This is a genomic window from Flavobacteriaceae bacterium HL-DH10, from assembly GCA_031826515.1.
In the GTDB taxonomy this organism is placed as follows: domain Bacteria; phylum Bacteroidota; class Bacteroidia; order Flavobacteriales; family Flavobacteriaceae; genus Thalassobellus; species Thalassobellus suaedae.
In genome coordinates, this window is the sequence record CP134536.1 from 3011236 (window position 1) to 3034439 (window position 23204).

24 protein-coding genes are annotated in these 23204 nt (G+C 31.4%); 8 read left to right on the forward strand and 16 right to left on the reverse strand.

Features of this window, described 5'->3' with window-relative positions:
• Window positions 1-17: 17 nt before the first annotated feature.
• Together RHP49_12925 and RHP49_12930 are read right to left on the reverse strand one after the other, a co-directional pair.
• Window positions 18-389: an FUSC family protein gene (locus tag RHP49_12925; GenBank protein ID WNH11799.1), complete on the reverse strand. Its 372-nt coding sequence runs from the start codon at window positions 387-389 to the stop codon at window positions 18-20.
• A 4-nt stretch (window positions 390-393) separates the two neighbouring features.
• Complete coding sequence (locus tag RHP49_12930; protein WNH11800.1) at window positions 394-1161, reverse strand: DUF3108 domain-containing protein; 768 nt, start codon at window positions 1159-1161, stop codon at window positions 394-396.
• Between the two features lie 187 nt (window positions 1162-1348).
• Here RHP49_12930 and RHP49_12935 point away from each other — a divergent pair, with 187 nt between their 5' ends.
• Together RHP49_12935 and RHP49_12940 are read left to right on the forward strand one after the other, a co-directional pair.
• Complete coding sequence (locus RHP49_12935; protein ID WNH11801.1) at window positions 1349-2191, forward strand: universal stress protein; 843 nt, start codon at window positions 1349-1351, stop codon at window positions 2189-2191.
• A gap of 22 nt (window positions 2192-2213) precedes the next feature.
• Window positions 2214-2678 (forward strand): hypothetical protein, encoded by a 465-nt coding sequence (locus RHP49_12940; GenBank protein ID WNH11802.1) that lies wholly within the window; start codon window positions 2214-2216, stop codon window positions 2676-2678.
• Between the two features lie 18 nt (window positions 2679-2696).
• Here RHP49_12940 and RHP49_12945 read toward each other — a convergent pair whose 3' ends face one another.
• The 4 genes from RHP49_12945 to RHP49_12960 all read right to left on the reverse strand — a co-directional run bounded on the left by RHP49_12945 (window position 2697) and on the right by RHP49_12960 (window position 6693).
• Complete coding sequence (locus RHP49_12945) at window positions 2697-4286, reverse strand: TrkA C-terminal domain-containing protein (GenBank protein ID WNH11803.1); 1590 nt, start codon at window positions 4284-4286, stop codon at window positions 2697-2699.
• A gap of 255 nt (window positions 4287-4541) precedes the next feature.
• Complete coding sequence (locus RHP49_12950; GenBank protein ID WNH11804.1) at window positions 4542-4955, reverse strand: DsrE family protein; 414 nt, start codon at window positions 4953-4955, stop codon at window positions 4542-4544.
• Between the two features lie 17 nt (window positions 4956-4972).
• On the reverse strand, window positions 4973-5650 hold the full coding sequence (locus RHP49_12955; protein ID WNH11805.1) for a Tat (twin-arginine translocation) pathway signal sequence containing protein: 678 nt from the start codon (window positions 5648-5650) through the stop codon (window positions 4973-4975).
• Between the two features lie 2 nt (window positions 5651-5652).
• Window positions 5653-6693 carry a c-type cytochrome gene (locus RHP49_12960; protein ID WNH11806.1) on the reverse strand — a complete coding sequence of 347 codons (1041 nt, stop codon included), beginning with the start codon at window positions 6691-6693 and terminating at the stop codon, window positions 5653-5655.
• A gap of 598 nt (window positions 6694-7291) precedes the next feature.
• Here RHP49_12960 and RHP49_12965 point away from each other — a divergent pair.
• Window positions 7292-7630, forward strand: a complete 339-nt coding sequence (locus RHP49_12965) for a DUF4870 domain-containing protein (GenBank protein WNH11807.1) — start codon at window positions 7292-7294, stop codon at window positions 7628-7630.
• 148 nt (window positions 7631-7778) lie between these two features.
• Here RHP49_12965 and dnaN read toward each other — a convergent pair whose 3' ends face one another.
• From dnaN to RHP49_12995, 6 genes are all read right to left on the reverse strand, one after another.
• The gene (gene dnaN, locus RHP49_12970; GenBank protein ID WNH11808.1) at window positions 7779-8897 is read right to left on the reverse strand and encodes a DNA polymerase III subunit beta; all 1119 of its coding nucleotides are present in this window, start codon (window positions 8895-8897) and stop codon (window positions 7779-7781) included.
• 190 nt (window positions 8898-9087) lie between these two features.
• Entirely contained in the window at window positions 9088-10755 is a 1668-nt protein-coding gene (gene gldG / locus RHP49_12975) for a gliding motility-associated ABC transporter substrate-binding protein GldG (GenBank protein ID WNH11809.1), read from the reverse strand.
• Window positions 10748-11233, reverse strand: a complete 486-nt coding sequence (locus RHP49_12980; protein WNH11810.1) for a hypothetical protein — start codon at window positions 11231-11233, stop codon at window positions 10748-10750. The genes gldG and RHP49_12980 overlap by 8 nt, the downstream gene beginning before the upstream one ends.
• Window positions 11230-11949 (reverse strand): gliding motility-associated ABC transporter permease subunit GldF, encoded by a 720-nt coding sequence (gene gldF, locus RHP49_12985; protein WNH11811.1) that lies wholly within the window; start codon window positions 11947-11949, stop codon window positions 11230-11232. Before gldF ends, RHP49_12980 begins: the two co-directional genes overlap by 4 nt.
• 7 nt (window positions 11950-11956) lie before the next feature.
• A complete protein-coding gene (locus RHP49_12990) occupies window positions 11957-12253 on the reverse strand; it encodes an antibiotic biosynthesis monooxygenase family protein (protein WNH11812.1) in 297 nt (98 codons plus the stop codon).
• A 1-nt stretch (window position 12254) separates the two neighbouring features.
• Complete coding sequence (locus tag RHP49_12995; GenBank protein ID WNH11813.1) at window positions 12255-13148, reverse strand: SAM-dependent chlorinase/fluorinase; 894 nt, start codon at window positions 13146-13148, stop codon at window positions 12255-12257.
• A 135-nt stretch (window positions 13149-13283) separates the two neighbouring features.
• On the opposite strand from RHP49_12995, the gene RHP49_13000 reads away from it, so the two are divergent.
• Entirely contained in the window at window positions 13284-14237 is a 954-nt protein-coding gene (locus tag RHP49_13000) for a PhoH family protein (GenBank protein ID WNH11814.1), read from the forward strand.
• Between the two features lie 301 nt (window positions 14238-14538).
• Window positions 14539-15486, forward strand: coding sequence for a phosphoribosylaminoimidazolesuccinocarboxamide synthase (locus RHP49_13005; protein ID WNH11815.1), 948 nt, complete (start codon window positions 14539-14541; stop codon window positions 15484-15486).
• Between the two features lie 128 nt (window positions 15487-15614).
• Here the strand turns inward: RHP49_13005 and RHP49_13010 are convergent, their stop codons facing one another.
• The 4 genes from RHP49_13010 to RHP49_13025 form a co-directional block, all read right to left on the reverse strand.
• Window positions 15615-16559: a TIGR01212 family radical SAM protein gene (locus tag RHP49_13010; protein ID WNH11816.1), complete on the reverse strand. Its 945-nt coding sequence runs from the start codon at window positions 16557-16559 to the stop codon at window positions 15615-15617.
• Window positions 16560-16599: 40 nt separating this feature from the next.
• The gene (locus RHP49_13015; GenBank protein ID WNH11817.1) at window positions 16600-17391 is read right to left on the reverse strand and encodes a carbonic anhydrase family protein; all 792 of its coding nucleotides are present in this window, start codon (window positions 17389-17391) and stop codon (window positions 16600-16602) included.
• A 153-nt stretch (window positions 17392-17544) separates the two neighbouring features.
• A complete protein-coding gene (locus RHP49_13020; protein ID WNH11818.1) occupies window positions 17545-17835 on the reverse strand; it encodes an RNA methyltransferase in 291 nt (96 codons plus the stop codon).
• A gap of 80 nt (window positions 17836-17915) precedes the next feature.
• Entirely contained in the window at window positions 17916-19004 is a 1089-nt protein-coding gene (locus RHP49_13025) for a heparan-alpha-glucosaminide N-acetyltransferase domain-containing protein (GenBank protein ID WNH11819.1), read from the reverse strand.
• A 285-nt stretch (window positions 19005-19289) separates the two neighbouring features.
• On the opposite strand from RHP49_13025, the gene RHP49_13030 reads away from it, so the two are divergent.
• The 3 genes from RHP49_13030 to acs are packed head-to-tail and all read left to right on the forward strand — an operon-like array spanning window position 19290 to window position 23203.
• Window positions 19290-19544 (forward strand): DUF4212 domain-containing protein, encoded by a 255-nt coding sequence (locus RHP49_13030; protein ID WNH11820.1) that lies wholly within the window; start codon window positions 19290-19292, stop codon window positions 19542-19544.
• Between the two features lie 16 nt (window positions 19545-19560).
• The gene (locus RHP49_13035; GenBank protein WNH14423.1) at window positions 19561-21258 is read left to right on the forward strand and encodes a sodium:solute symporter family protein; all 1698 of its coding nucleotides are present in this window, start codon (window positions 19561-19563) and stop codon (window positions 21256-21258) included.
• Window positions 21259-21295: 37 nt separating this feature from the next.
• Window positions 21296-23203, forward strand: coding sequence for an acetate--CoA ligase (acs, locus tag RHP49_13040; protein ID WNH11821.1), 1908 nt, complete (start codon window positions 21296-21298; stop codon window positions 23201-23203).
• Window position 23204: the final 1 nt, after the last annotated feature.

Consider the following 23204-nt stretch of genomic DNA (forward strand, 5'->3'; position numbering starts at 1 on the left):
AACGAGGAAATTGCTTACTATTCTATATCGATATTTTCTAGTTCAGTTTCGTCAATTTCAAAATCATCAATTTCAAGGTTCTCTAATTCATCGATGGCTTCTTCTTCTAATATAGCTTCTGTTTTTTCCAAACTTTCAGTACTTGCAACTTCTGTAGTTGTAAAAATTGATTTATACATTGTTATAGATAGCGCTATAATGGTTAGAAAAAAGGTAAATTGAATTATTTTTTTTACTTGCCCCGTTTTTTTTGATAAATAAAAAGCATATATACCAAATATAAACGCAAAAATAATGGGTATTATTGCTAAGTTAGACACTGGTAATACAGCTAGTATGATTGCAAAAACAGAAAAAACAATTGCTAAAATGGTAGATATTTTTTTCATTTATTTAATTTTTTAAACTAGAAGCCGATTTAATTTTTAATTCACCATTACCAACAGGGATTTTAAATTTTCCATAAACAGGAATTTTATTTTCATCTGCTGTAAGCCATAAAAAATTACTATCTTTTCCTTGTAAAGCATTCTTTTGGTTAGAACTAATTGCTAATTTGTAGCATTCTTTATTACCAATAGCTGTGTTAATAGTTTCTTTTCCTAAATAGGTTATTATACCTTTTACTTCTTTACTATCAAATATAATGGTAATGGTTTTTGTACTGCCTTTAGCCATGCTTGTATAATCTAATAGTCTAATATAATACATTGTAGAAATAATGTCTTTTGTGCCAGAACCTATAGTAACACTTTTTTTTAGTTCGTAATTGTTTTTCTTTTTTAGTGTAGATTTAACTGTTTTGGTACTATGGCTGAATGTGTATTTTACATTTTTATGATAGCCTCCTTCATTAAGATCTCTATTATATAAATATGGTGTTAATGTTTTTGGATTAACATAGCTTTCGTATAAATCTCTTATTTTAAAAAAATTATCCCATTTGCTATAAGTTACAGCAGTGCATTTAAGTCTTAAGAGTGTTGCTTTTGACGTTTTTACAGCACTAGTTTCCATTTTCACTTCAGCTATATCTGTTAATATTCCAGACATATTATATGAAGCTGTATATGTTAATTTTTCACTAGAACCTATTGCACTGTTTTGTGCGTTGGTATTTAGTGTTATTAGTAAAATAAAAAGAAATAATATGCGTGTCATGAAAAACAAATTTGTAGATATTAACGTGTGAAATAACATTTATTGTGCCGAAAATACAATGCTTTAAAATAGTATACTAATTTTTTTTTCTTTTAGGATTTATGAGCTTTTTTTTCTAACTGACAATTATCATAGTTTTTACTCGATAACGAGATTATATTTACTTTGTAATCAAATTTTTAGAGACATGAAAAATATATTGCTACCAACCGATTTTTCTAAAAATTCAATAAATGCCATAAATTATGCTGTAGAGATGTACAAGGATATAACATGTAATTTTTATATTCTTAATGTGCAAAAAGCCTCTTCATTTATTAGTGATGATATGATGTCTGTTTCACCATCAGCAACTATTTATACGACTATAGTCGATGCGGCAAAAAAATCTATAACAAACATCATTACACAAATAGAAACGCATTATAACAATAAAAATCACAGACTTTTTTCAATAGTAGATTATGATAATTTTGTAGATTCTATAAAACAAGTATCAGAAAAGTATGAAATAGATTTAATTATTATGGGAACCAAAGGCGCTTCAGGTTTAGAAAAAGTGATTTTCGGGACTAATACGGTTCATGTTATGCAGCGCTGTAATGTTCCTGTTTTAGCAATTCCTGATGGTTGTACATTTACTAACTTAAATAATATAGCTTTTACTTCAAGTAATTTATTAGCAGCTAATATTAAAACATTAGAACCTTTAAAAGATTTTATAACATTATTTCAATCTAATTTAAGTGTACTTCATATCCCAGATGAAAAGCATTTAGATCAGAATCAAAACAGCATTTTTGATTTCTTTAAAATATATTTTAAAAACGCAAAGCATAAACTTATAGAGATTAAGAAAGGCAATACATATGATATTGTCCATAAGTTTATTGAAGATAATGATATAAAAATGTTGTCATTTATGGATGAGAAACATTCCTTTTTAGAACGGTTTTTTACAAAACATCCTGTAGAAACATTTGCTTTTAAAATAGATATTCCATTTTTAGTAATGAAAAAGTTAGATTGAAATTAGTTAAATAAGTAAATGAATGAAAAACACACTTTTCACAATTATCCTTTTGGGTTTGTTCTTTTTTAGTTGTACGAACTCTAATAAAAAAAATAGTTATACGTCTCAAAATAATCTGCAAATAGCAGATACAATTCATCCTGGCGAAAAATTAATGAAAGTGTATTGCTATGCCTGCCATAATGCTACTACAAGCGAAAATGATAGAGTTGCACCGCCAATGATTGCTATAAAAAGGCGTTATATTTTTGAAGATACATCAAAGGATGAATTTATAAACGACATGAAATCTTGGATTCAAAATCCAACCGAAAAAAAAGCAAAAATGTTTGGAGCAGTTAGGCGTTTTGGTGTGATGCAAAAATTACCGTATCCAGATAAAGTTATAGAAAAGATAGCAGATTATGTTTATGATAATGATATAGAAAAACCCGTTTGGTTTGAAGAGCATTACAAACAAATGGGAGGCCAAAGAGGTTATTAAAAGGTATTGAAAGTGTTTTTAAAAGAAAAGCCCTAATAACTGAGCGCATATAATTAAAAGCACCATAGCAATAGGATAAACAGTTGCATAAGCAATGGACGCTGCGTTGGTTTTAGTCATAGTATCTATTGCAGCAAGTCCAGGCGTACTAGTCATAGACCCTGTTATTGTTCCTAAAAAGGTTAATGCATTTGTTTTGAAAAATAATTTAGCAATAATTGATGCTAATATCATTGGTAAAAGCGTAATAACACCTCCTATTAAAAATAGTTTTATACCGTATTGAGAATAGGTTTCCACTAATGTAGAGCCAGCTTTTGTTCCAACAGAAGCTAAGAATAGCATTAAACCAAATTGTCTTAAAAGTTGGTTAGAATTCCCGCTCATTACCCATAAAACATGTCCTGTTTTACCAACACGTCCTAAAATCATGGCTACAATTAAAACGCCTCCTGTTAGACCTAAGTTAAAGGTTATAGAGTTTCCAAAAGAAAGTGAAACACCTCCAACTAAAATTCCAATTACGATACCTAATGCTAAAGGAAAGAAATTGGTATCTGAAAGTTTACTTTTATTATCTCCAATTAAATTAGAAATTTGAAGGGTATTCTCTTTAGAACAAGCAATCATTAGTTTATCTCCCATTTGTAGTTTTAAACTCGGACTTGGAGATAAATCAATACCACTACGTCTAATTCGTGTTACTGATGCATTGTAATTATTAAGTAGATTTAACTCTCCAAGCGGTGTGTTTACTAATTCGGTTTTTGTTAGTAGAAATGATTGTATCATGTATTGTGCTCCAAGAGGTATCTCTACATCTACTTCTGGTCCTATAAGTAATTCTACTCGTTTTAAGGCTTCTTTACTGCCAACAACTTTAATATAATCGCCTTTGTGTAATACGGTATTGTTTTGTGGCGTAAAAGCTTTGCCTTTGTGTAAAACTCTTGAAATGACACCTTTTGTCATAGACCGGACTCTCAATTCTTCAATAGTTTTATCAATAGCTCCTTCATTTTCTACAACAAAATGACTTCTTGTAATTTCTTCATAGAGACTTTGACTTTTTGTTTCATAGTCTTCCTCTTCTTTTGTTATGTTTATTCTAAACAGCTTAGGGTATAATTTTACAAATAAAATAACCCCTATAACACCAAATGGATAAGCAATACCATATCCTATAGATGCTAATGGAGAATGTGTAACATCAATGGCGGTCGCTAAACCTGGTGTACTTGTTAAAGCTCCAGCCATGAGTCCAATAGCAATAGGTTTTTCAATATCTAAAATTACTATAGCTAATAATGCAATGATTGCTGCTGATAAAACAATAACGACCGACATGATAACTAAATTTTTTCCTTGTTCCTTAAACGAATCAAAAAAACCAGGGCCAGCTTGTAATCCAATGGTATATATAAATAATATTAATCCTATTTTTTGTAAAATGTCTGGTAATGAAACGCCTAAATGTCCAAAAAACAATGCGACAAAAATAATGGCTGAAATATCTAATGAGATCCCTTTTATTTTAATATTTCCGATAATAAATCCAATACAAATAATTGAAAATAATGCTAGATAGGTTGTGTTAATAAAGTCCATAGTTTGCCACTTGTTTATAAGAACAACAAAATTACTTTATTAATAGATAAAAAAACTGACATTTGTCAAGTAATGATTGAAATAAAATCTTAGTTTATAATTAACATTAAACAGTGCTATATAATGTTAAATGTTAATGATTTAAATAGGATATTATAACAAAACTTAAATTTATTGGTTATTATCATAAATTTTGACAAAAAAAATGAGGCTTAATATTTTACTATTTAAACCTCATTTTTTTGATAAAAGTTATTATTTGTCTTCTTTTATATAACCCCAGCCTTCTTGTTGTTTCTGCACAATTTCAAGGATACCATCTGGGACTGGTGATACACCATTAATGATTTGTGAGGGTTCTATTTTATGACGTTTCATCGTACCACCACAAATTAAAAAGGTGATGTGTTCGTTTTTTGCTAAATCAGCAATGTCTTTGGCAACAGTTGATTTGTTTTTTAAAACCATATCTATTGAGCCTCCATACATTACAACTTCAAACTCTGAATCGGGATATGCTTCAGACATTGCTTTTACGTGTCTAACTGTCGATTGATGTACATCTATATTACTACTTGTAACATCAAATACAATTTTTACAGGTTTTTCTTGAGCCAATATTGTACCTGTAAAAATTAATGCTATTATTATACTTATATAATTTTTCATCGTTAAAAAGATTAATGTTATTCTCCAGCAAAAATATAACCACAACCATGTTCTTGAGCTCTGCCTAATGCCCAAACACCAGAAGGAACAGGCTGTATACCAGGTAAAATACCGCTAACCCAGTCTTCATATACTTCTTTTGGATCTAAATCCATTTTGGTAGCAACGGCATTGCTAAATACTTTTGTAGCTAAATCGCATGCACAAAACATAGCACCTCGTTCTTGCATACGTTTTATGCCATCGATTCCTGGTAGCGGAAAATCACCGTCCTGTGGTTCGTAAAATGGATTTCTATTATAATTTGATCCATCACTTTTTTTTAAGTTAAACACTTCACTTAATGGATATTTTTCCCATAAGCGATCTTCAAAAGCTATACATAATGCATTATGTCTTAGTACAGTCATAGCTGTCATATCATCATCTGGAGTTCCTGTTTCGTTATTTGTCAAATAAAACGCCCAGTTCCAAATTATTGGAAAGCCATGATGTGGCATTGATCCGTCATAAACAATACGATGTTTGCCTTTAATTTTATCGAACCAATTTTCAGCCTCATTCATTCCTTTCGCATCAAAGGTTTTTACGCTTGCATAAATTGGATTTGTTAACACAGATATTGTGCTAGCCGTTGCTCCAAGAGCTAATGCTCCTAGAAATTGTCGTCTTGAATTACTGTCATTTGTTTTCATAATTATTTGGTTTTAATGATATTGTATTTTTGTTTATAAAATGCCATTATTGGCTGAAAAGGACCTAATTGATGTTGTTCAATTGAAAAATTATCTGCATAAGGTGGGTAAGGGGTGGAAACTGGTTTTTTCTTTAAATCTGGAAAATCTCTTTCAGGATGAGTTTTTTGAGGTCTTGGTTTTTGATTAATATAACCCGCAACATCATAAGCTTCCTCGTCAGTTAATACTGGCGCATCATAGGTAGTTAATTCAAAAGGCATGTTCCCTTTTATAAAACGAGCAGCAGTTATTACCCGATTCATGCCAGCACCATTATTAAAAGAGTTTTTCCCCCAAAGTGGTGGGTATTCATAAGTATATCCATCTGTGTTTTTTACACCTTGTCCGTCTTTGCCGTGACAAATAATACAATGTTTTATAAATACTTTTTTTCCGTGGTCTAGATTCACGGCTCTCTCAGGTATTTTAATTTTTAAAAAGCCTTTTCCTTTTATTTCTCCATCTTCTGGAGCATATCTACTTAACCATTTTAAATAGGAAACAATAGCTTCCATTTCTTTACCTGAAGCTGGTAACACATGGCCATTCATACTGCGTTCCATACATCCATTAATCCGTTCTTCAATGGTTCCAATTTTATTTTCCCTACCTCGAAATTGAGGAAAACGTTGTATAATACCTATGAGAGGACCAGAATATGGTCTAGTGCCAGAATCAAGATGGCAGTTTTTACATGCCAATCCATTACCTGTAAAAATCATACTTGTATCCCCGTTATTTGGTCCAATATATTTTGGTGTATTTTCAAATAATTCAAATCCATATTTCAATAACTCATACTCTTTTGAGTTGGGGAGTGTTGAAACATCATAGTTCATATCATAAAGACTAGAAAGTTTATTTTTGGATTTAAATAAATCTTTAGGAACTAAATCAAAACAGAAAAGAAATAATATAGATGCTAATATTAGTATAGTACCAAAACAGACTATCATCTGTTTGATGATTTTTCTATAATAGTATAATGCTTCTTCAGTCATTATTAATTGTATTACAACATTATAAATGTTGATAAAAATTAATTTAAAAAGTTTGGGGCTTTTTATATAAATACTGATTTACTATACATATAGAAGGTTAAGTAATTTAGGGAGAGATGTTTACTTTAACCGTTAATATAATTGATTATGAAAGTTACAAAAAAAAAACGATCCACAAAATCTTAATTTTAATTCGTTCTATCCTTTTGTTTTTACTACTAAAATCAAATTTATCTGGTATTTTAAATGCGTATATAGTTTTATGAGATTCAATGGATTTTATATTCTGAGTATATACCAGTCATGGGTTTTTATTGAAAAAAGCGAAATAGAATATATTTCCTCTTATTATGATTCTTCAATATAGGATTAGGAGATTAGTAAAATTCGTTAGATTGGCTAGAAAAAGATTTTAAATATGAAGGCCTAGTACTTTTTATTTGAAGTTTAAAAAGCGATGTTAAATTTTAATCTATAAGTGATGAACCCATTTTTTACCTTATTAACTAAGATCTATTAATTGTATTTCCTTTTTTTTAATAATTGTAACATTTTTTGATTGTTGGCGTCATATTAGTATCAATCAAAAATTACCATCATGCGAGAAGACAATCAATTAATCGTTATTACACACTTAAGTCAGTTAATTACTTTAGTTACAGGTTTTGGAAGTTTGTTAATTCCTTTGGTGCTTTGGCTAACGCAAAAAGATAAAGTGTACCAAATGGATGTACATGGTAAAAATATTATAAACTTTCAGTTAAGTTTATTAGTATACTTTATAATATGCATTCCATTAATATTGTTTTTGGGCTTAGGCTTATTAGGATTTTTAATACTTGGATTAATTTCTATTATTTTTCCTATTATAAATGCAGTAAAAGCAAGTCGAGGAGAAATTCCTGAATATCCTTTTACCATTAAATTTATTAATTAAATACGTTATCTCTTTTTAATTTTATTAGTTATTTTGTTAGTATGAGATAAACAAAAACGCTCACCAAATGGTGAGCGTTTTGATATTACAAAAGCAACGGTTTGTTTAGTTTAGTTGGTAAAGTGTTTTTTGCTTTTGTAAATATATATTAACTGTTAAGCATCACAGGCATAACAAGCATAGTTATGTGTTCGCCTTCGTCCAGACCATCTATAGGTGTTAATATACCTGCTCTATTTGGCATACTCATTTCTAATTGTACGTCATCAGAATTTAAATTATTCAGCATTTCAGTTAAAAAACGTGAGTTGAAACCAATTTGCATATCATCTCCTTGGTAGTCACAAGTTAAACGTTCTTCTGCTTTGTTACTGTAATCAATATCTTCTGCTGAAATATTTAATTCGGCTCCAGCTATTTTTAAACGTATTTGATGCGTTGTTTTATTTGAGAAAATACTAACACGGCGCACAGAATTTAAAAACTGAGTTCTGTCAATGGCTAATTTATTAGGGTTTTCTTTAGGGATTACAGCTTCATAATTAGGATATTTACCGTCAATTAGACGACAAATTAATTCAGAATTATCAAAGGTGAATTTAGCATTAGATTCGTTGTACTCGATGGTTACTTCATCTTCATTTGCTGCTAAAATACCCTTTAAAAGATTTAAAGGTTTTTTAGGCATAATAAATTCTGCTACCTGACTAGCTTTTACATCTTCACGTGTATATTTTACTAATTTATGAGCATCAGTAGCAACAAAGGTTAAGCCTTCAGTTGAAAATTGAAAAAACACACCACTCATTACAGGACGTAAATCGTCATTACCAGCAGCAAAAATAGTTTTGCTAATGGCTGTTGCTAAAACATCACCAGTAATGATTGTTTTACTTGGGTCTTCAAGGGCTACGGCTTTTGGGAATTCGTTTCCATCGGCGTAAGCCAGAGCATATTTACCATGATTAGAGCTAATTTCAATAGTATTGTTGTCTTCAACAACAAAAGTTAAAGGTTGCTCCGGGAATGTTTTTAATGTATCTAATAATAAACGAGCAGGTATTGCTATGCTGCCTTTACTTTCGCTTTCAACATCTAAAGACGAGGACATAGTTGTTTCTAAATCGCTTGCAGAAACGGTAAGTTTGGTATGATCTAGTTCAAATAGAAAATTATCTAAAATTGGTAAGGTGTTAGAGCTATTAATAACGCCACCTAAAACCTGTAATTGTTTTAATAAATATGTGCTTGATACAATAAACTTCATGTGATATTTTTAAAATTTTTATTACATATTTCGACTTTACTCAGTACAAAAAATGCAACATTCGTAAATAATTAAGTTAAAAACTTTAATTAGTAACAAATGTTTCATGAAACTAACTTCGTTTAAAGAAGTAATACTACCTACAAATATATTCGAAACAGTCTATATTAGGAAACAAACTTATTAACATTTAACGTGCGTATTTTTTCTTTCTGAAGTAATTAAAAATTAAACCAAAAAGACCTAGTAAAATCAGTGGTAATGTGGTATTTACAAACTGCCACTTGGTTTTTTGATCGGTTATTTCTTGTCTATTTAAAAACGCAACGGTTATTTCTTTAGAGCGAATGTTTATAAGTCCATCATCGTCTAGTAAGTAATTAACCGCATTCAGTAAAAATTCTTTGTTACCATAGGTTTTTCCTGTCCAACGATCAAAACCTAATTCTTGAGGTATATTTCTAACAACATCATTTTTAATAACATCACCATCGGCAATGATAATCATTTTGGTAGGAACACTTTTTTTCTGTTCTGCTTTAAGATTAAAAGGTTTTACACGATTGCTATAAACCGAATTAAATTCGCCTTCTAAAAGTACAGCAAGCGTTTGTTTTCCTTTATTAAAAAGGGCAGGATTTGGCTTTTGAGTAACTACCTGTAAGTTTATTTCTCGTGGTGTACCTTCTAGTTTTGTTAAAGGAGCAGTTTCTAAAAGAATGGTTTTTGTAATAGTGCTTTTTAGGGTGTCTATTTGGTTTGCAAAATCAAACTTTACCAAATCTAAATTGTTTACAATAGGGTGATGACTACTTGAGCCTGCTAATGGAGAGTAGGGCCATCTTAAATGCTGAAATTGAGAATCGCTACCGTCACCCATGGCAACAGTAATAGGGGCAGAGTAAAGCGAGCTAATTATTTCGGGATTTATTCGAACACCATATTTAAAAAAGAAATCGGTAAGATTTAAATCTCTAGTAACAGCAAAGTTACTACCAGTCTCATTATATAAACTGTCTTTTTCCATAGCAACAGCATCAATAAGCCAAAGACTTTTTCCGCCATTCATGGTATACTGATCTAAAACAAGTTTTTCTTTTTCAGAAAAAGCTTCTGTAGGTTTTGCAGATATAATTAAATCAAAGGTATTTAACTCATTAAGTGTTTTTTGTGCATTTTTAGCAACACTATCTAAAGTAAAAGGTGCAATAAAATAATAGTCACCAATTTTTTTGACAAAATCGGTAATGTATTTGTCTTCTAATTCTTTATTCCCTTTTAAAATAGCAATTTTTTTATGCTTAGGTTTTGTTAGTTTATTAAATCCGTCTGCGAATGCATATTCTAAATGCTGTACAGAATTAGTAACTAATTCTTGTTGTGTGGCACCTATTTTGTTTTTAATAAGAGGTATAACAACAGTTTGGTCTTTATAACTGGCCAATGCCCATGGAAAAATAACGGCTTGGGTAGATTTTCCGCTTTCTTCTACACTTAATTGCATAGGTGTAAGTCCGCGAGCACTTAATTGTTGTATGTTAAGCTCTCGACTTGATTCATCTTTTAAAGGATTAATAAAATGAAAAATAATATGGTTGTTCTTTGCAGAAAACTCTTCTAGTAATTGTTTAGTTTCTCGTTGAAGCCTTCTAAATTCTGAAGGAAAATCTTCGCCTTCTAAAAAAACATCTACAATAATTGGTGACTCAACATCTTTAATAATATTTACGGCAGCATCACTTAGTGTATAACGAGCATCTTCGGTTAAATCGAAACGTTTAAAAACCTGATAACTTAAAATGTTAATGGCAATTATAGCGATTATAAGGATTACGATATGTTTTATTGTTTTATTCAAAGGTCTTTTCTAATTGATATTGTCTTACTGTTTTAACGGTATTGTTATTAAATTCCAGCTCAATACATTCTTGCATATTATTAAAGGCACCTGGCTTAAAACCTAAGTTGTAATTCCATTTTTCGGGAGAATTTGCTTTCATCGTATCATCCCATCCGTACCATTCGCTTGCTCCTAAAATAGCTTTGACTTCTGGTTTTGTTTTTCCAATTAATAAACTATCATCCATTATATTATTAAGCATTTCGAAACGTAGTCTAGGAGTTTCTTTCCAAGCTTCGGTTTTAAAATATTTTTCATGATGATAACTACTAAAAATATTTATAACAGGATATAATACATAAAAATAAGCTATAGGTGTTAATACGATGCTTATTAAAAACGTTAGCCATTTGCGTTTATCTATAGTGTTAGTAAACAACCATACTAAAACGAATACTAGTATTAATAGAATAACAAAAGTTGGTGTTATAATCATTTAGGTTCTTTATTCAAGTTTAGTTTTGTGAGTATTAAAAAAAATACGGTGACGCTCAAAAAATATATAATATCTCTTGTATCAAGTACACCACGACTCATACTTTTATAATGCGCACTCATACTCAATTGATCTATTAAATTATTTGAGGTGAATTCTGCAATGCCTTCAAGACCAATATAAAATAAAAAACATAAAAATACCGAAGTGATAAACGCCACAATCTGGTTGTCTGATAATGTGGAAGCAAATATACCAATGGCGGTGTAAGCAGCAATTAAAAATAGTAATCCGAAATAAGATCCCAAAGTACTTCCTATATCTAAATTGCCAATAGGATCTCCTAGTTGATATACCGTATAAACATATAATAAAGTAGGTAATAGAGCTAATAAAATTAAAATGAAAGCTCCAAAATATTTACCTAAAACTATATGTATAGCTGATATAGGTTTAGTGAGTAAAAGTTCCAACGTGCCTTGTTTTTTTTCATCAGAAAAGCTCCGCATCGTTACCGCGGGTATTAGGAAAATTAAAATCCAAGGTGCCAATAAGAAGAAAGGTGATAAATCGGCAAAACCATAATCTAAAATATTAAACTCGCCTTTAAAAATCCATAAAAATAAACCGTTTAATAATAGAAAAATGGCAATCACCAAATAACCAATGGGTGATGAGAAAAATGAGTTTATTTCTTTTTTAAGTATGGCTAACATTTACAAATTATTTTAAACTTTCAATTTTATCTAAACTCCAAGCTTCTGGTTTCATATTAAAGAGAGGTTTGGTTTTATTCCAAATATTTTTAAATAAATCAGATTGTCTGTAATGTTCTAAATCGGCTTCCGTTTCCCAATAACTATAGGTGAAAAAAATATTAGAGTTGTTTCTGTCTCTATATAATTCTAAGAAAGAACAACCTTTAAACCCTCTGATTTTGGTTTTTGTATCGTCAAAATTTTTCATAAAAATAGCTATATTTTGTTTATGAAATCCCATTTTAACGATTCTAACTAGCATATTAATAGTCTCTAGTTTTAGAAGCAATTTGTAATAGGTCATTTTCTAAATTACTAATAGGTTTAGTAATAAAATTAATGCTTACGGTATCCATTAATCCAAGCCCCATTAGCGTAGAAGCGCTACCAACAGTTGCACTATTACTTTTATAAACCGCAATTTCTAAGAAATTGCCAGAATTAAAAACGACTAAACCTCTACCTTCATCTTGTCGTTTTTCTTCAGCGATTTCAAAATTTACAATATCACTATATTTATTATATATTTTTTTGAATTTATAATGTCTTGCAGATATTTCAAAATCACGTCCTTTTTGTATGGTTTCAAAAAAGCTACGTTTAATGTTAGTAACCACATTGCCATAGTTATCAATATAAATGATACTTCCAATAATTTGAGATTTGTCATCATTTACATAAGGTACTATGTTTTTAATTGGTTTGATGTCTTTAATAGTTTTACCAATAACTTCAAGAGTACCACCACGCGCAATATGGCAAGCCACTTTTACAAAAACATCTAGTACAGGAAAACTAGTTTGTATTTTATCATGAATATTTATTTCAACAATTTTTTCTGGAGCTATTTCAGAGCAAATCATACTCATTATGCCATTGTTGGCACAAATAAAATAATGGTCGTCAAGTTTTAAAGCAATGTGTTTGTTTTCTGGGTTTATTTCAGAATCAATACCAATAATATGAATCGTGCCTTTAGGAAAACTGATATAGGCATTTTGAATGATGTAGGCCGCTTCAGGAATGCTAAATGGTGACACATTATGTGAGATATCAACAATTCGAACATCTGGTAGCTCACTATATATAGCGCCTTTTGTTGCGCCAGCAAAGTGATCTTTTTCTCCAAAATCGGTTGTTAAAGTTATGATTGCCATTGGCAAAATTGTTGATATGTTTTTAGCGTTAGGTCACCCAAATTTATGTATTTTTGAGTTTCACATGTGTGAGATACAAAACTAATAAATCATTTGGTCTGATAACACATAATTTTAAAAATTAAAACAACGCCTTTGAACGAAATCATTATAGAACTTGAAGAAATCTCTCCAAAAGAGTTTTTTGGAGCACAGAATGTAAATATTGAACTTCTAAAAAAATATTTTCCTAAATTAAAAATTGTTGCACGTGGAAATAAATTGAAAGCCTTTGGTGATGAAGAATTACTAGAAGAATTCGACCGACGTATTAGCATGTTATTAAAGCATTTTGGAAAATATAATAAGTTAGATGAAAACGTTATAGAGCGCGTATTAACAAGTCAAAGTAGTGATGATTATGCCACCTCAAAACAAAGTGGCGAAGTTATTGTTCATGGCGTTGGCGGAAAATTAATAAAGGCACAGACAGCAAACCAACGTAAAATGGTAGAACTTATGCGTAAAAACGATATGGTTTTTGCTATTGGTCCTGCAGGAACTGGTAAAACCTATACAGGTGTTGCTTTGGCGGTACAAGCATTAAAAAATAAAGAGGTAAAGCGCATTATTTTAACGCGTCCTGCTGTTGAAGCTGGCGAAAATTTAGGTTTTTTACCTGGCGATTTAAAAGAAAAACTAGATCCGTACATGCAACCCTTGTATGATGCTTTGCGCGATATGATTGCACCAGAAAAGTTGGCACATTATATCGAAAATGGGACGATTCAAATCGCACCTTTAGCATTTATGCGTGGTCGTACATTAGACAATGCCTTTGTAATTTTAGATGAAGGTCAAAATACCACGCATGCACAAATGAAAATGTTTTTAACTCGTATGGGAAAACATGCTAAGTTTTTGTTAACCGGAGACCCTGGACAAATAGATTTACCGCGTCGCACTATTTCTGGATTAAAAGAAGCTTTATTAATTTTGAAGAATGTAGAGGGCGTTGGCATGATATTTTTAGACGATAAAGATGTCATTCGTCATAAACTAGTTAAAAAAGTTATTGAAGCATATAAAAGCATCGAAAACAGAGAGTAATTCAGTATGCAGTGAACAGTAAGCAGTTTGCAGTTAACTAAAACTAAATGTCACGTTGAACGTAGTCGAAACGTTTTAAATAAAATAAAAAATATTAGAAGCTATTTCCAGCTTGGAGTTTATACTGAGCGCAGTCGAAGGACTTAATCTTTTTTGAAAAAAACAAAAAAGGACGCCGCATCAATCTGGGCTAGGGCTTTCTAACTTAACATAATAATAGAAACTGAATATCACACTAAGCGCAGTCTAAGTGTCTCATAAACAAATCAACTCATAAACGAATAAACAGTTTTAATAAATAATGAGCAATACAATAATAGACACCAATTTCAATTTTCCAAACCAAAAGAGTGTTTACAAAGGAAAGGTAAGAGAAGTATATAATATTAATGATAAAGAGTTGGTCATGATTGCTACCGATAGATTATCAGCGTTCGATGTGGTTATGCCTAAAGGTATTCCGTACAAAGGACAAATATTAAATCAGATAGCCACTAAAATGATGGCAGCTACCGAAGATTTAGTGCCTAATTGGTTAACCGCAACACCAGACCCGAATGTAGCTGTAGGGCATTTATGCGAACCCTTTAAAGTAGAAATGGTTATTCGTGGTTATATGTCTGGGCATGCTGCACGCGAGTATAAATTGGGAAAACGTATGCTTTGTGGTGTGCCAATGCCAGAAGGTATGAAAGAAAATGATAAATTTCCTGAGCCAATAATTACGCCTGCTACCAAAGCAGAAATGGGCGATCATGATGAAGATATTTCCCGTGAAGATATTTTAAAACGCGGTATTGTTTCAGAAGAAGATTATATCATTTTAGAAGATTATACCCGTAAATTGTTTCAACGTGGTTCTGAAATAGCAGCATCAAGAGGCTTAATTTTAGTAGATACCAAATACGAATTCGGAAAAACTAAAGACGGTCAAATCGTTTTAATTGATGAAATTCACACGCCCGATTCGTCTCGTTATTTTTATGCCGATGGGTATCAGGAACGTCAAGATAGAGGAGAAGCTCAAAAGCAACTATCTAAAGAGTTTGTACGCCAATGGTTAATAGCTAATAACTTTCAAGGCTTAGAAGGACAAACCGTGCCTTTTATGAGCGACGAATATATTGAAACCGTTAGCGAACGTTATATTGAGCTTTATGAAAACATTACAGGCGAAACTTTTATAAAAGGAGATGTAACTAATATTCAAAAGCGTATTGAGGATAATGTTTTGGCGTATTTAAAGTAAATTTTTAGAAAACTTTATGTCAACAAAAGAGGCCTTGTTTTCACAAGGTTTTTTTTGTTGAGTTTATTTTTAGTTACTTTTATCAATCAGGAAATGAACTCCTTTCAATATGTAATATTATGTTTATATCAAAAGTTTTCAACATAATGTTTCCCTTGCCATAAATTCTTTTCAACTAGTTTTTTATCAATTTTTGCAACCATTTCAAAATTCTTGAGACCATTCCACTTCGGAGCAATTAATAAATGAGCTGGAGATTCGCTAATAAAGCGTTCAATAATAATATCAGGTCTTAAAAGGGCAATAAATTCAGTAACTAAATCAATATATGCTTCTGAAGAATACAAACTAAACATCTCTGGTTTTTCTTTTAATTGAATCGCCATCATAGTATGTTTTACCACTTGTAATTGATGTAGTTTTAAGGTGTTGATTGGTAATTTAGAAAGTTTGGTAGCATGGTTTAAAATGTCTTCTTTGCTTTCTCCAGGTAGTCCAATAATCAAGTGAGCACCTAAGTGTAATCCTTTGTTTTTAGAGCGTTCATAAGCGTCAACAGTTTCTTTAAAGGTATGGCAGCGATTCACCATTTTTAACGTTTTATCTAAAGTGCTTTCAACTCCAAACTCTAAAGAAATGTAATAGGTTTTAGATAATTCAGACAGAAAATTAATAAGATCATCATTAATGCAATCTGGTCGTGTACCAATAACCAAACCAATCACTTTTGGATGATTAAGCGCTTCTAGATATAATTCCTTAACTAAATTTATATCTGCATAGGTATTGGTATACGCTTGAAAATAGGCTAGATATTGCTGAGTTTTATATTTTTTAGAAAAAAAAGCAATGCCACTATCTAACTGCTCACTAATGCTTTTACTTGGTTTACAATAATTAGGGTTAAATGTATTGTTATTGCAATACGTACATCCCCCAACGCCTTTCGTACCGTCTCTATTAGGACATGTAAAACCAGTATTTAAAGAAATTTTTTGAACGCGTTCAGAGAATTTTTTCTTGATAAAAGAACTGTAATCATTGTAGCGTTTGTTATTGTTGTTAAATGACATATAGTAACACTCATTAAAGTAATTTAATCAACTTTAAAAATTAATAATTTAGCTTAACTTCTCTGTCGTTTAAAGGTTGTTCGTTGCGGTAGTTATTAATGGGCATATTGTTTTTTAGCTTCAAAACTTCTGTAATCGATAAAATAATGGGTTCTTTAAATACAACCCAATTTACTCCTTCTGTACATGGGGGTGTGGTTAGCGAACCGTTATAAGAGTAATAATGCTTTTCAGTTGAAAATAAACTAGATAAATCTATGTCGTGATTTATGTCTTTTGTAACACCATTTTTAAGAGGTAAAAAGCTTTCAAAGAATTCGAATAATTGGCTTTCTTCTCCTTCTTCACCTAAAATACCCAAAACGGTAATTTTCCCCGTTTTACTAACATGTACTAAATGCATTTCGATGGGGTAAATAACCCCATTTATTTTATGTTCTGATGGCTCGTGGAAGTGAATTTGTTTTAAATGATAGGTTTCGTTTTTGTAGTTGATAGAATCACCTTCTTCAAAATCAAATTGTATGGAATGCCCGTTGTTTTCAACTTCACTAATACGTGTTGTTGGGGTGTATAATATTTTTAAATCACCTTTTGAATCTAATGAATTTACGTCTTTATGGATAATGTTAATAGGCGATTGATGGTTGCCATCACAATCTGAATTTTTTTCAATTTCAAGCCAATGTTCTGGTGAGGTTTCTCCAGAATAACTCCAATGTTTTGCATTTTCGTGATGAGTATTATTAGAATGAGTTTCTTTTGTTTCTTTTTTGCATGATATAGCTGTTATTAAGAAACCAAATATTAATAGAGTAATTTTACTATTCATATATATATAATATTGAAGATGTTTTTTTATGAGATCAAAAATAGTAATTGCGAAACCTAAGAAAACTGATAAAAGTTAGTTTTACTATTTATAATTTACAATAAGTGGTTTTATTTAAGTTTTGGTGATAATGGATGTATCAATATGTAATAATTATTTTTTATTTCTAGGTTTACTTGCCTTAGCTAATGGGTTAAAAGCGATGCATAAATCTACCCAATAACTTAAATTATCTTCAGAGTCAAAACCATCTGGTGTTACAAAAATATAGCCTCGCATTGGTCTCCCTGTAAAATCCATGGGCAAGCATTCTGGTTTTTTTAATTCTTGATCATAAACAGATTCACCAATACGCGCCATGAGTAAGCTATCTCCATATTTTTTATCAGTATGAATATCACAAAGCATTTTATTGTCAACCTTAAGGCATAAGCCTCCTATCATTATTAGCTCATCAAAATGGATGTGTTTTATTTTTTTAGGTTTGTCGAATTCTATCTGCTAAAAACTCATCGTACACCCTGTTATTTTTGGAATTTATCAGCTAGTTTCCTTGCCAAATTATAAACAAAATGATTGGTTCGTACGTAATAAAATGAAATAAAGCAGACGATAGCTATAAAGAGAAAAGCACCGATAATAGCTTCAGTAGGATTTAAAGATTGATTTAAAAATCGTTTTAATCCGTAACCCGTATAACTTCCAAAAAGAATAATAAAGTGTATGACGTAAATAGATAGTGTTTTCTCTCCTATTTTAGAAATAATAGATTGTTTTAAAAATCTTTCAAAGGAATAAAAAATTCCAAACAAAATTAGCACATTACCCAAACGGGTAAACAGGTAATTGTAATCAGCACTTTGCTTTAATAATTCAATATTTGTGATTTCATTAAGTTTTAAAAGAAACCATGTAGAATAATACATAAATAAAAATCCCATTATAAAAAATGCAAGTATAGTAACTGTTTTAAAGCGATTACGATGGGCATGTCTAAAAAAAACAGTTGATATAAATGCTCCAAAAGCAGAATAACCAAACCAAGGTAAAATGGTAAAAATAGAACCGTTTATTTTGGTCATATAATTAGCAACAATAAGCGGTAGATTGTCTATAATTAAATTTCTATATAGTGGTTCAGATAAAAAAGATAAACACCCAATTATAAAAAGTACAGTAGAAAATAGGTAACTATAATTTTTAAATAGAATATGTAAACAGACTAAAATAATTAATGATAGTCCAATACATTGTAATACATCAACAACCAAAAAGTAAGAATTAAAATATCCACTTAACCAACTTACTAAATTTACTCTAAGACTATAGCCAATAATAATGAGTAGGACGCCTCTAAATAATCCTTTTTTTATTCTAGGTTGGTCATTGCCTTTAGCGTGAGCACGTAAAAGTAAATAGGTAAAAATTAAACCAGAAATAGTAAAAAATACAGGTGCTGTAATACCTCTAAAGTAATACCATACAACAAAAATCGTATTAGAATCGTCTTTGTAAATAGGGTCGATAAGCGTGTCAATAAAATGACCTTGAAGCATCATTAATATAGCAAATGCTCTTACAGCATCAATAAAATATAATCGGTTGGTTTGCAATACAATTTGGTTTGATGGAGATAAAGATACTTTTAAAATTTAAAATATAAGAATACATAAATCCAATTACTGTTTTTTATTTGTAGTCATCAACAAGTTTCTTTAAATAGAAAAATATAATTGTATTTAACATTCTAAATATTATATTAGCAGTCTTATTGCTAAATTAAATGTTAAATATTTAATTTTTTGATGCTTTTTTAATGAATTAACCAATCGTTAAAACTGTCGAAATTCACAAAAAAATAAAGAATTCTAAATATAACCAACTAAACTAAATAAGAAATGACAAAGAATAAAGCAAAGGCCTATTGGAAAGAAAATATAAGGTATTTACTCATCCTTTTAGCAATATGGTTTTTAGTGTCTTATGGCGCAGGTATTTTATTTAAAGATACTCTAAATCAAATAAAAATAGGAGGTTTTAAACTAGGGTTCTGGTTTGCACAACAAGGTTCTATGTATGTGTTTGTTATACTCATATTTGTTTATGTTCGCCTAATGAATAAACTTGATAAAAAATATGGTTATGATGCATAGTTTATTGATTGAAGGGATTGGGGTTCAAAATTGGACTTACATATTAGTAGGAGTTACATTTACAATTTATATAGGAATTGCGATTTGGACCAGAGCTGGATCTACCAAAGAGTTTTATGTTGCAGGAGGCGGTGTTTCTCCTTTAGCCAACGGAATGGCTACAGCTGCAGATTGGATGAGTGCAGCGTCATTTATATCAATGGCAGGAATTATTTCCTTTGCAGGATATGATGGTGCCGTATATTTGATGGGATGGACAGGTGGATATGTGCTTTTAGCATTATTATTAGCACCATATTTACGTAAGTTTGGGAAATTTACAGTACCCGATTTTATAGGCGACCGTTATTATTCTAATACGGCACGTTTTGTAGGTGTTGTTTGTGCGCTTTTAGTGTCGTTTACCTATGTAGCTGGACAAATGCGCGGTGTCGGTTTGGTGTTTTCTCGTTTTTTAGAAGTGGATATTAATACAGGTGTTATCATAGGGATGCTTATTGTATTGTTTTATGCTGTACTTGGAGGTATGAAAGGTATTACATATACGCAAGTAGCTCAATATTGTGTGCTAATTTTTGCTTTTATGGTGCCTGCTATTTTTATATCTATTCAAATGACAGGTAACCCGATTCCGCAATTAGGATTTGGTAGCACATTAGCCGATGGTTCTGGAACCTATTTGCTTGATAAATTAGATGGGTTAAGTACCGATCTTGGTTTTGCTGAATATACTGAAGGCTCTAAATCGATGATTGATGTTTTTGCTATTACATTAGCTTTAATGGTTGGTACAGCAGGATTACCGCATGTTATTGTGCGTTTCTTTACAGTAAAACGCGTGAAAGATGCTCGTAAATCTGCAGGATTAGCATTATTACTTATTGTGATTTTATATACTACGGCGCCAGCAGTTTCTGTTTTTGCAAGAACTAATTTGATTGAAACGGTTTCTAATAAACCTTATGCTGATGTTCCTGTGTGGTTTAAAAAATGGGAAACTACAGGTTTAATTACATTTACCGATAAAAATAATGATGGACTTATTCAATATGTGGCAGATAAGTCTAAAAACGAATTAGTAGTAGATAATGATATTATGGTTTTGGCAAATCCTGAAATAGCAAATTTACCTGACTGGGTTATTGCTTTAGTTGCTGCAGGAGCATTGGCAGCAGCATTATCAACTGCAGCAGGATTGTTGTTGGTTATTTCATCATCGGTTTCTCATGATTTAATTAAGAAAATGGTGAACCCTAATATTTCAGAAAAAGGAGAATTAATTGCTGCTCGTTTATCAGCAGTCGTAGCAGTATGTGTTGCAGGGTATTTCGGAATTAATCCCCCAGGATTTGTAGCCGCAACAGTTGCTTTAGCATTTGGCTTAGCCGCAGCATCCTTTTTTCCAGCCATTATTCTGGGTATTTTTTATAAAAAGATGAATAAAGAAGGCGCCATAGCAGGAATGGTAGTTGGTATAACTTCCATGTTATTATATATGGTTAAATATAGATTAGGGTGGTTTGATGATGTTTTACCAGATAAAAGCGAATGGTGGTTAGGAATTTCTCCAGAAGGTTTCGGGACAGTAGCCATGATTTTAAATTTCTTAGTATCTATAGTTATTATGAAATTTACACCAGATCCGCCTCAAGACGTTCAAGATATAGTTGAAAATATAAGAATTCCAAGTGGAGCAGGAGAGGCAACACATTAAAAAGGAATATAGTAAAATAGAATAATTAAATAGCAGCATGAGTAATTATCACATTAAACATTTAGAAGAATATTATCAAGTTTATAGAAAATCGATAAGAGAACCAGAAAACTTTTGGGAAGAAGTAGCCGAAGAGCATTTTATGTGGCGGAAAAAATGGGATAATGTTTTAAGTTGGGATTTTAGTAAGCCAGAAGTTAAATGGTTTGAAGGCGCTCAATTGAATATCACTGAAAACTGTATTGATAGACATTTAGCAACTCGTGCTGATAAAACGGCTATATTATTTGAACCAAATGATCCTAAAGAGCCTGCTGAACATATTACGTATAAGCAATTGTATGAGCGTGTTAATCAGTTTGCGAATGTATTAAAAGACCAGGGTATTAAAAAAGGTGATCGTGTTTGTATCTATTTACCAATGATACCTGAATTAGCTATTTCAGTTTTGGCTTGTGCTAGAATAGGTGCGATACATTCTGTTGTTTTTGCTGGTTTTTCATCTACAGCCTTATCAACTAGAATTAATGATTCTGATTGTAAAATGGTTGTTACGAGTGATGGATCCTACCGAGGCTCAAAAACGATTGATTTAAAAGGCATTGTAGATGAAGCTTTAGAAGATTGTGATGGTATTGAATCAGTATTAGTTGCAAAACGTATCAACACAGATATTAATATGAAGGCGGGACGCGATCAATGGTTGCAACCCCTTTTAGATAAAGCTTCTACAGTTTGTAAAGTAGAAATCATGAATGCTGAAGACCCTTTGTTTATTTTATACACTTCAGGTTCTACTGGTAAACCAAAAGGGATGGTGCACTCAACAGGTGGTTATATGGTGTATACAGCCTATACCTTTAAAAATGTATTTCAATATAGAGAAAATGATGTATACTGGTGTACTGCCGATATTGGCTGGATTACAGGGCATAGTTATATTGTTTATGGTCCATTAGCAAATGGAGCTACTACTTTAATGTTTGAAGGTGTACCAAGTTATCCTGATTTTGGGCGCTTTTGGGAGGTTGTAGAGAAGCATAAAGTAAACCAGTTTTATACAGCACCAACAGCTATTAGAGCTTTAGCAAAACAAGGTATGGAGTTAGTTGATAAATATGATTTATCATCACTTAAAGTTTTAGGTTCTGTAGGTGAGCCAATTAACGAAGAAGCTTGGCATTGGTATAATGATAATATTGGTAAAAAGAATAGCCCGATTGTAGATACTTGGTGGCAAACCGAAACAGGAGGTATTATGATTAGCCCTATCCCGTTTGTAACACCAACCAAACCAACATATGCAACTTTACCTTTTATAGGTATTCAGCCAGCATTAATGGATGAAGACGGAAAAGAATTAAAAGGGAATCAAGTAGACGGGCGTTTATGTATTAAATTCCCATGGCCAAGTATGGCACGTACCATTTGGGGGAATCATCAACGCTATAAGGATACGTATTTTTCAGCATACGAAAACAAGTATTTTACAGGTGATGGCGCATTACGTGATGAGGTTGGGTATTACAGAATTACAGGTCGTGTAGACGATGTTATTATCGTTTCAGGACATAATTTAGGAACAGCTCCAATTGAAGACGCGATTAACGAGCACCCAGCAGTTGCAGAGTCTGCTATTGTAGGATTCCCTCATGACATCAAAGGAAATGCATTGTACGGATACGTTATATTAAAAGATTTTGGAGAAACGCGAGACCAAAATAATTTACGTAAAGAAATCAACCAAATTATTACGGAGCATATTGGTCCAATTGCTAAGCTTGATAAAATTCAGTTTACAAGTGGTTTACCAAAAACACGATCAGGAAAAATTATGCGTCGTATTTTACGAAAAATAGCGTGTAAAGACACTAGCAATTTAGGTGATACGAGTACCCTTTTAAACCCAGAAGTGGTTCAGGATATTATGGATAATGCATTATAGA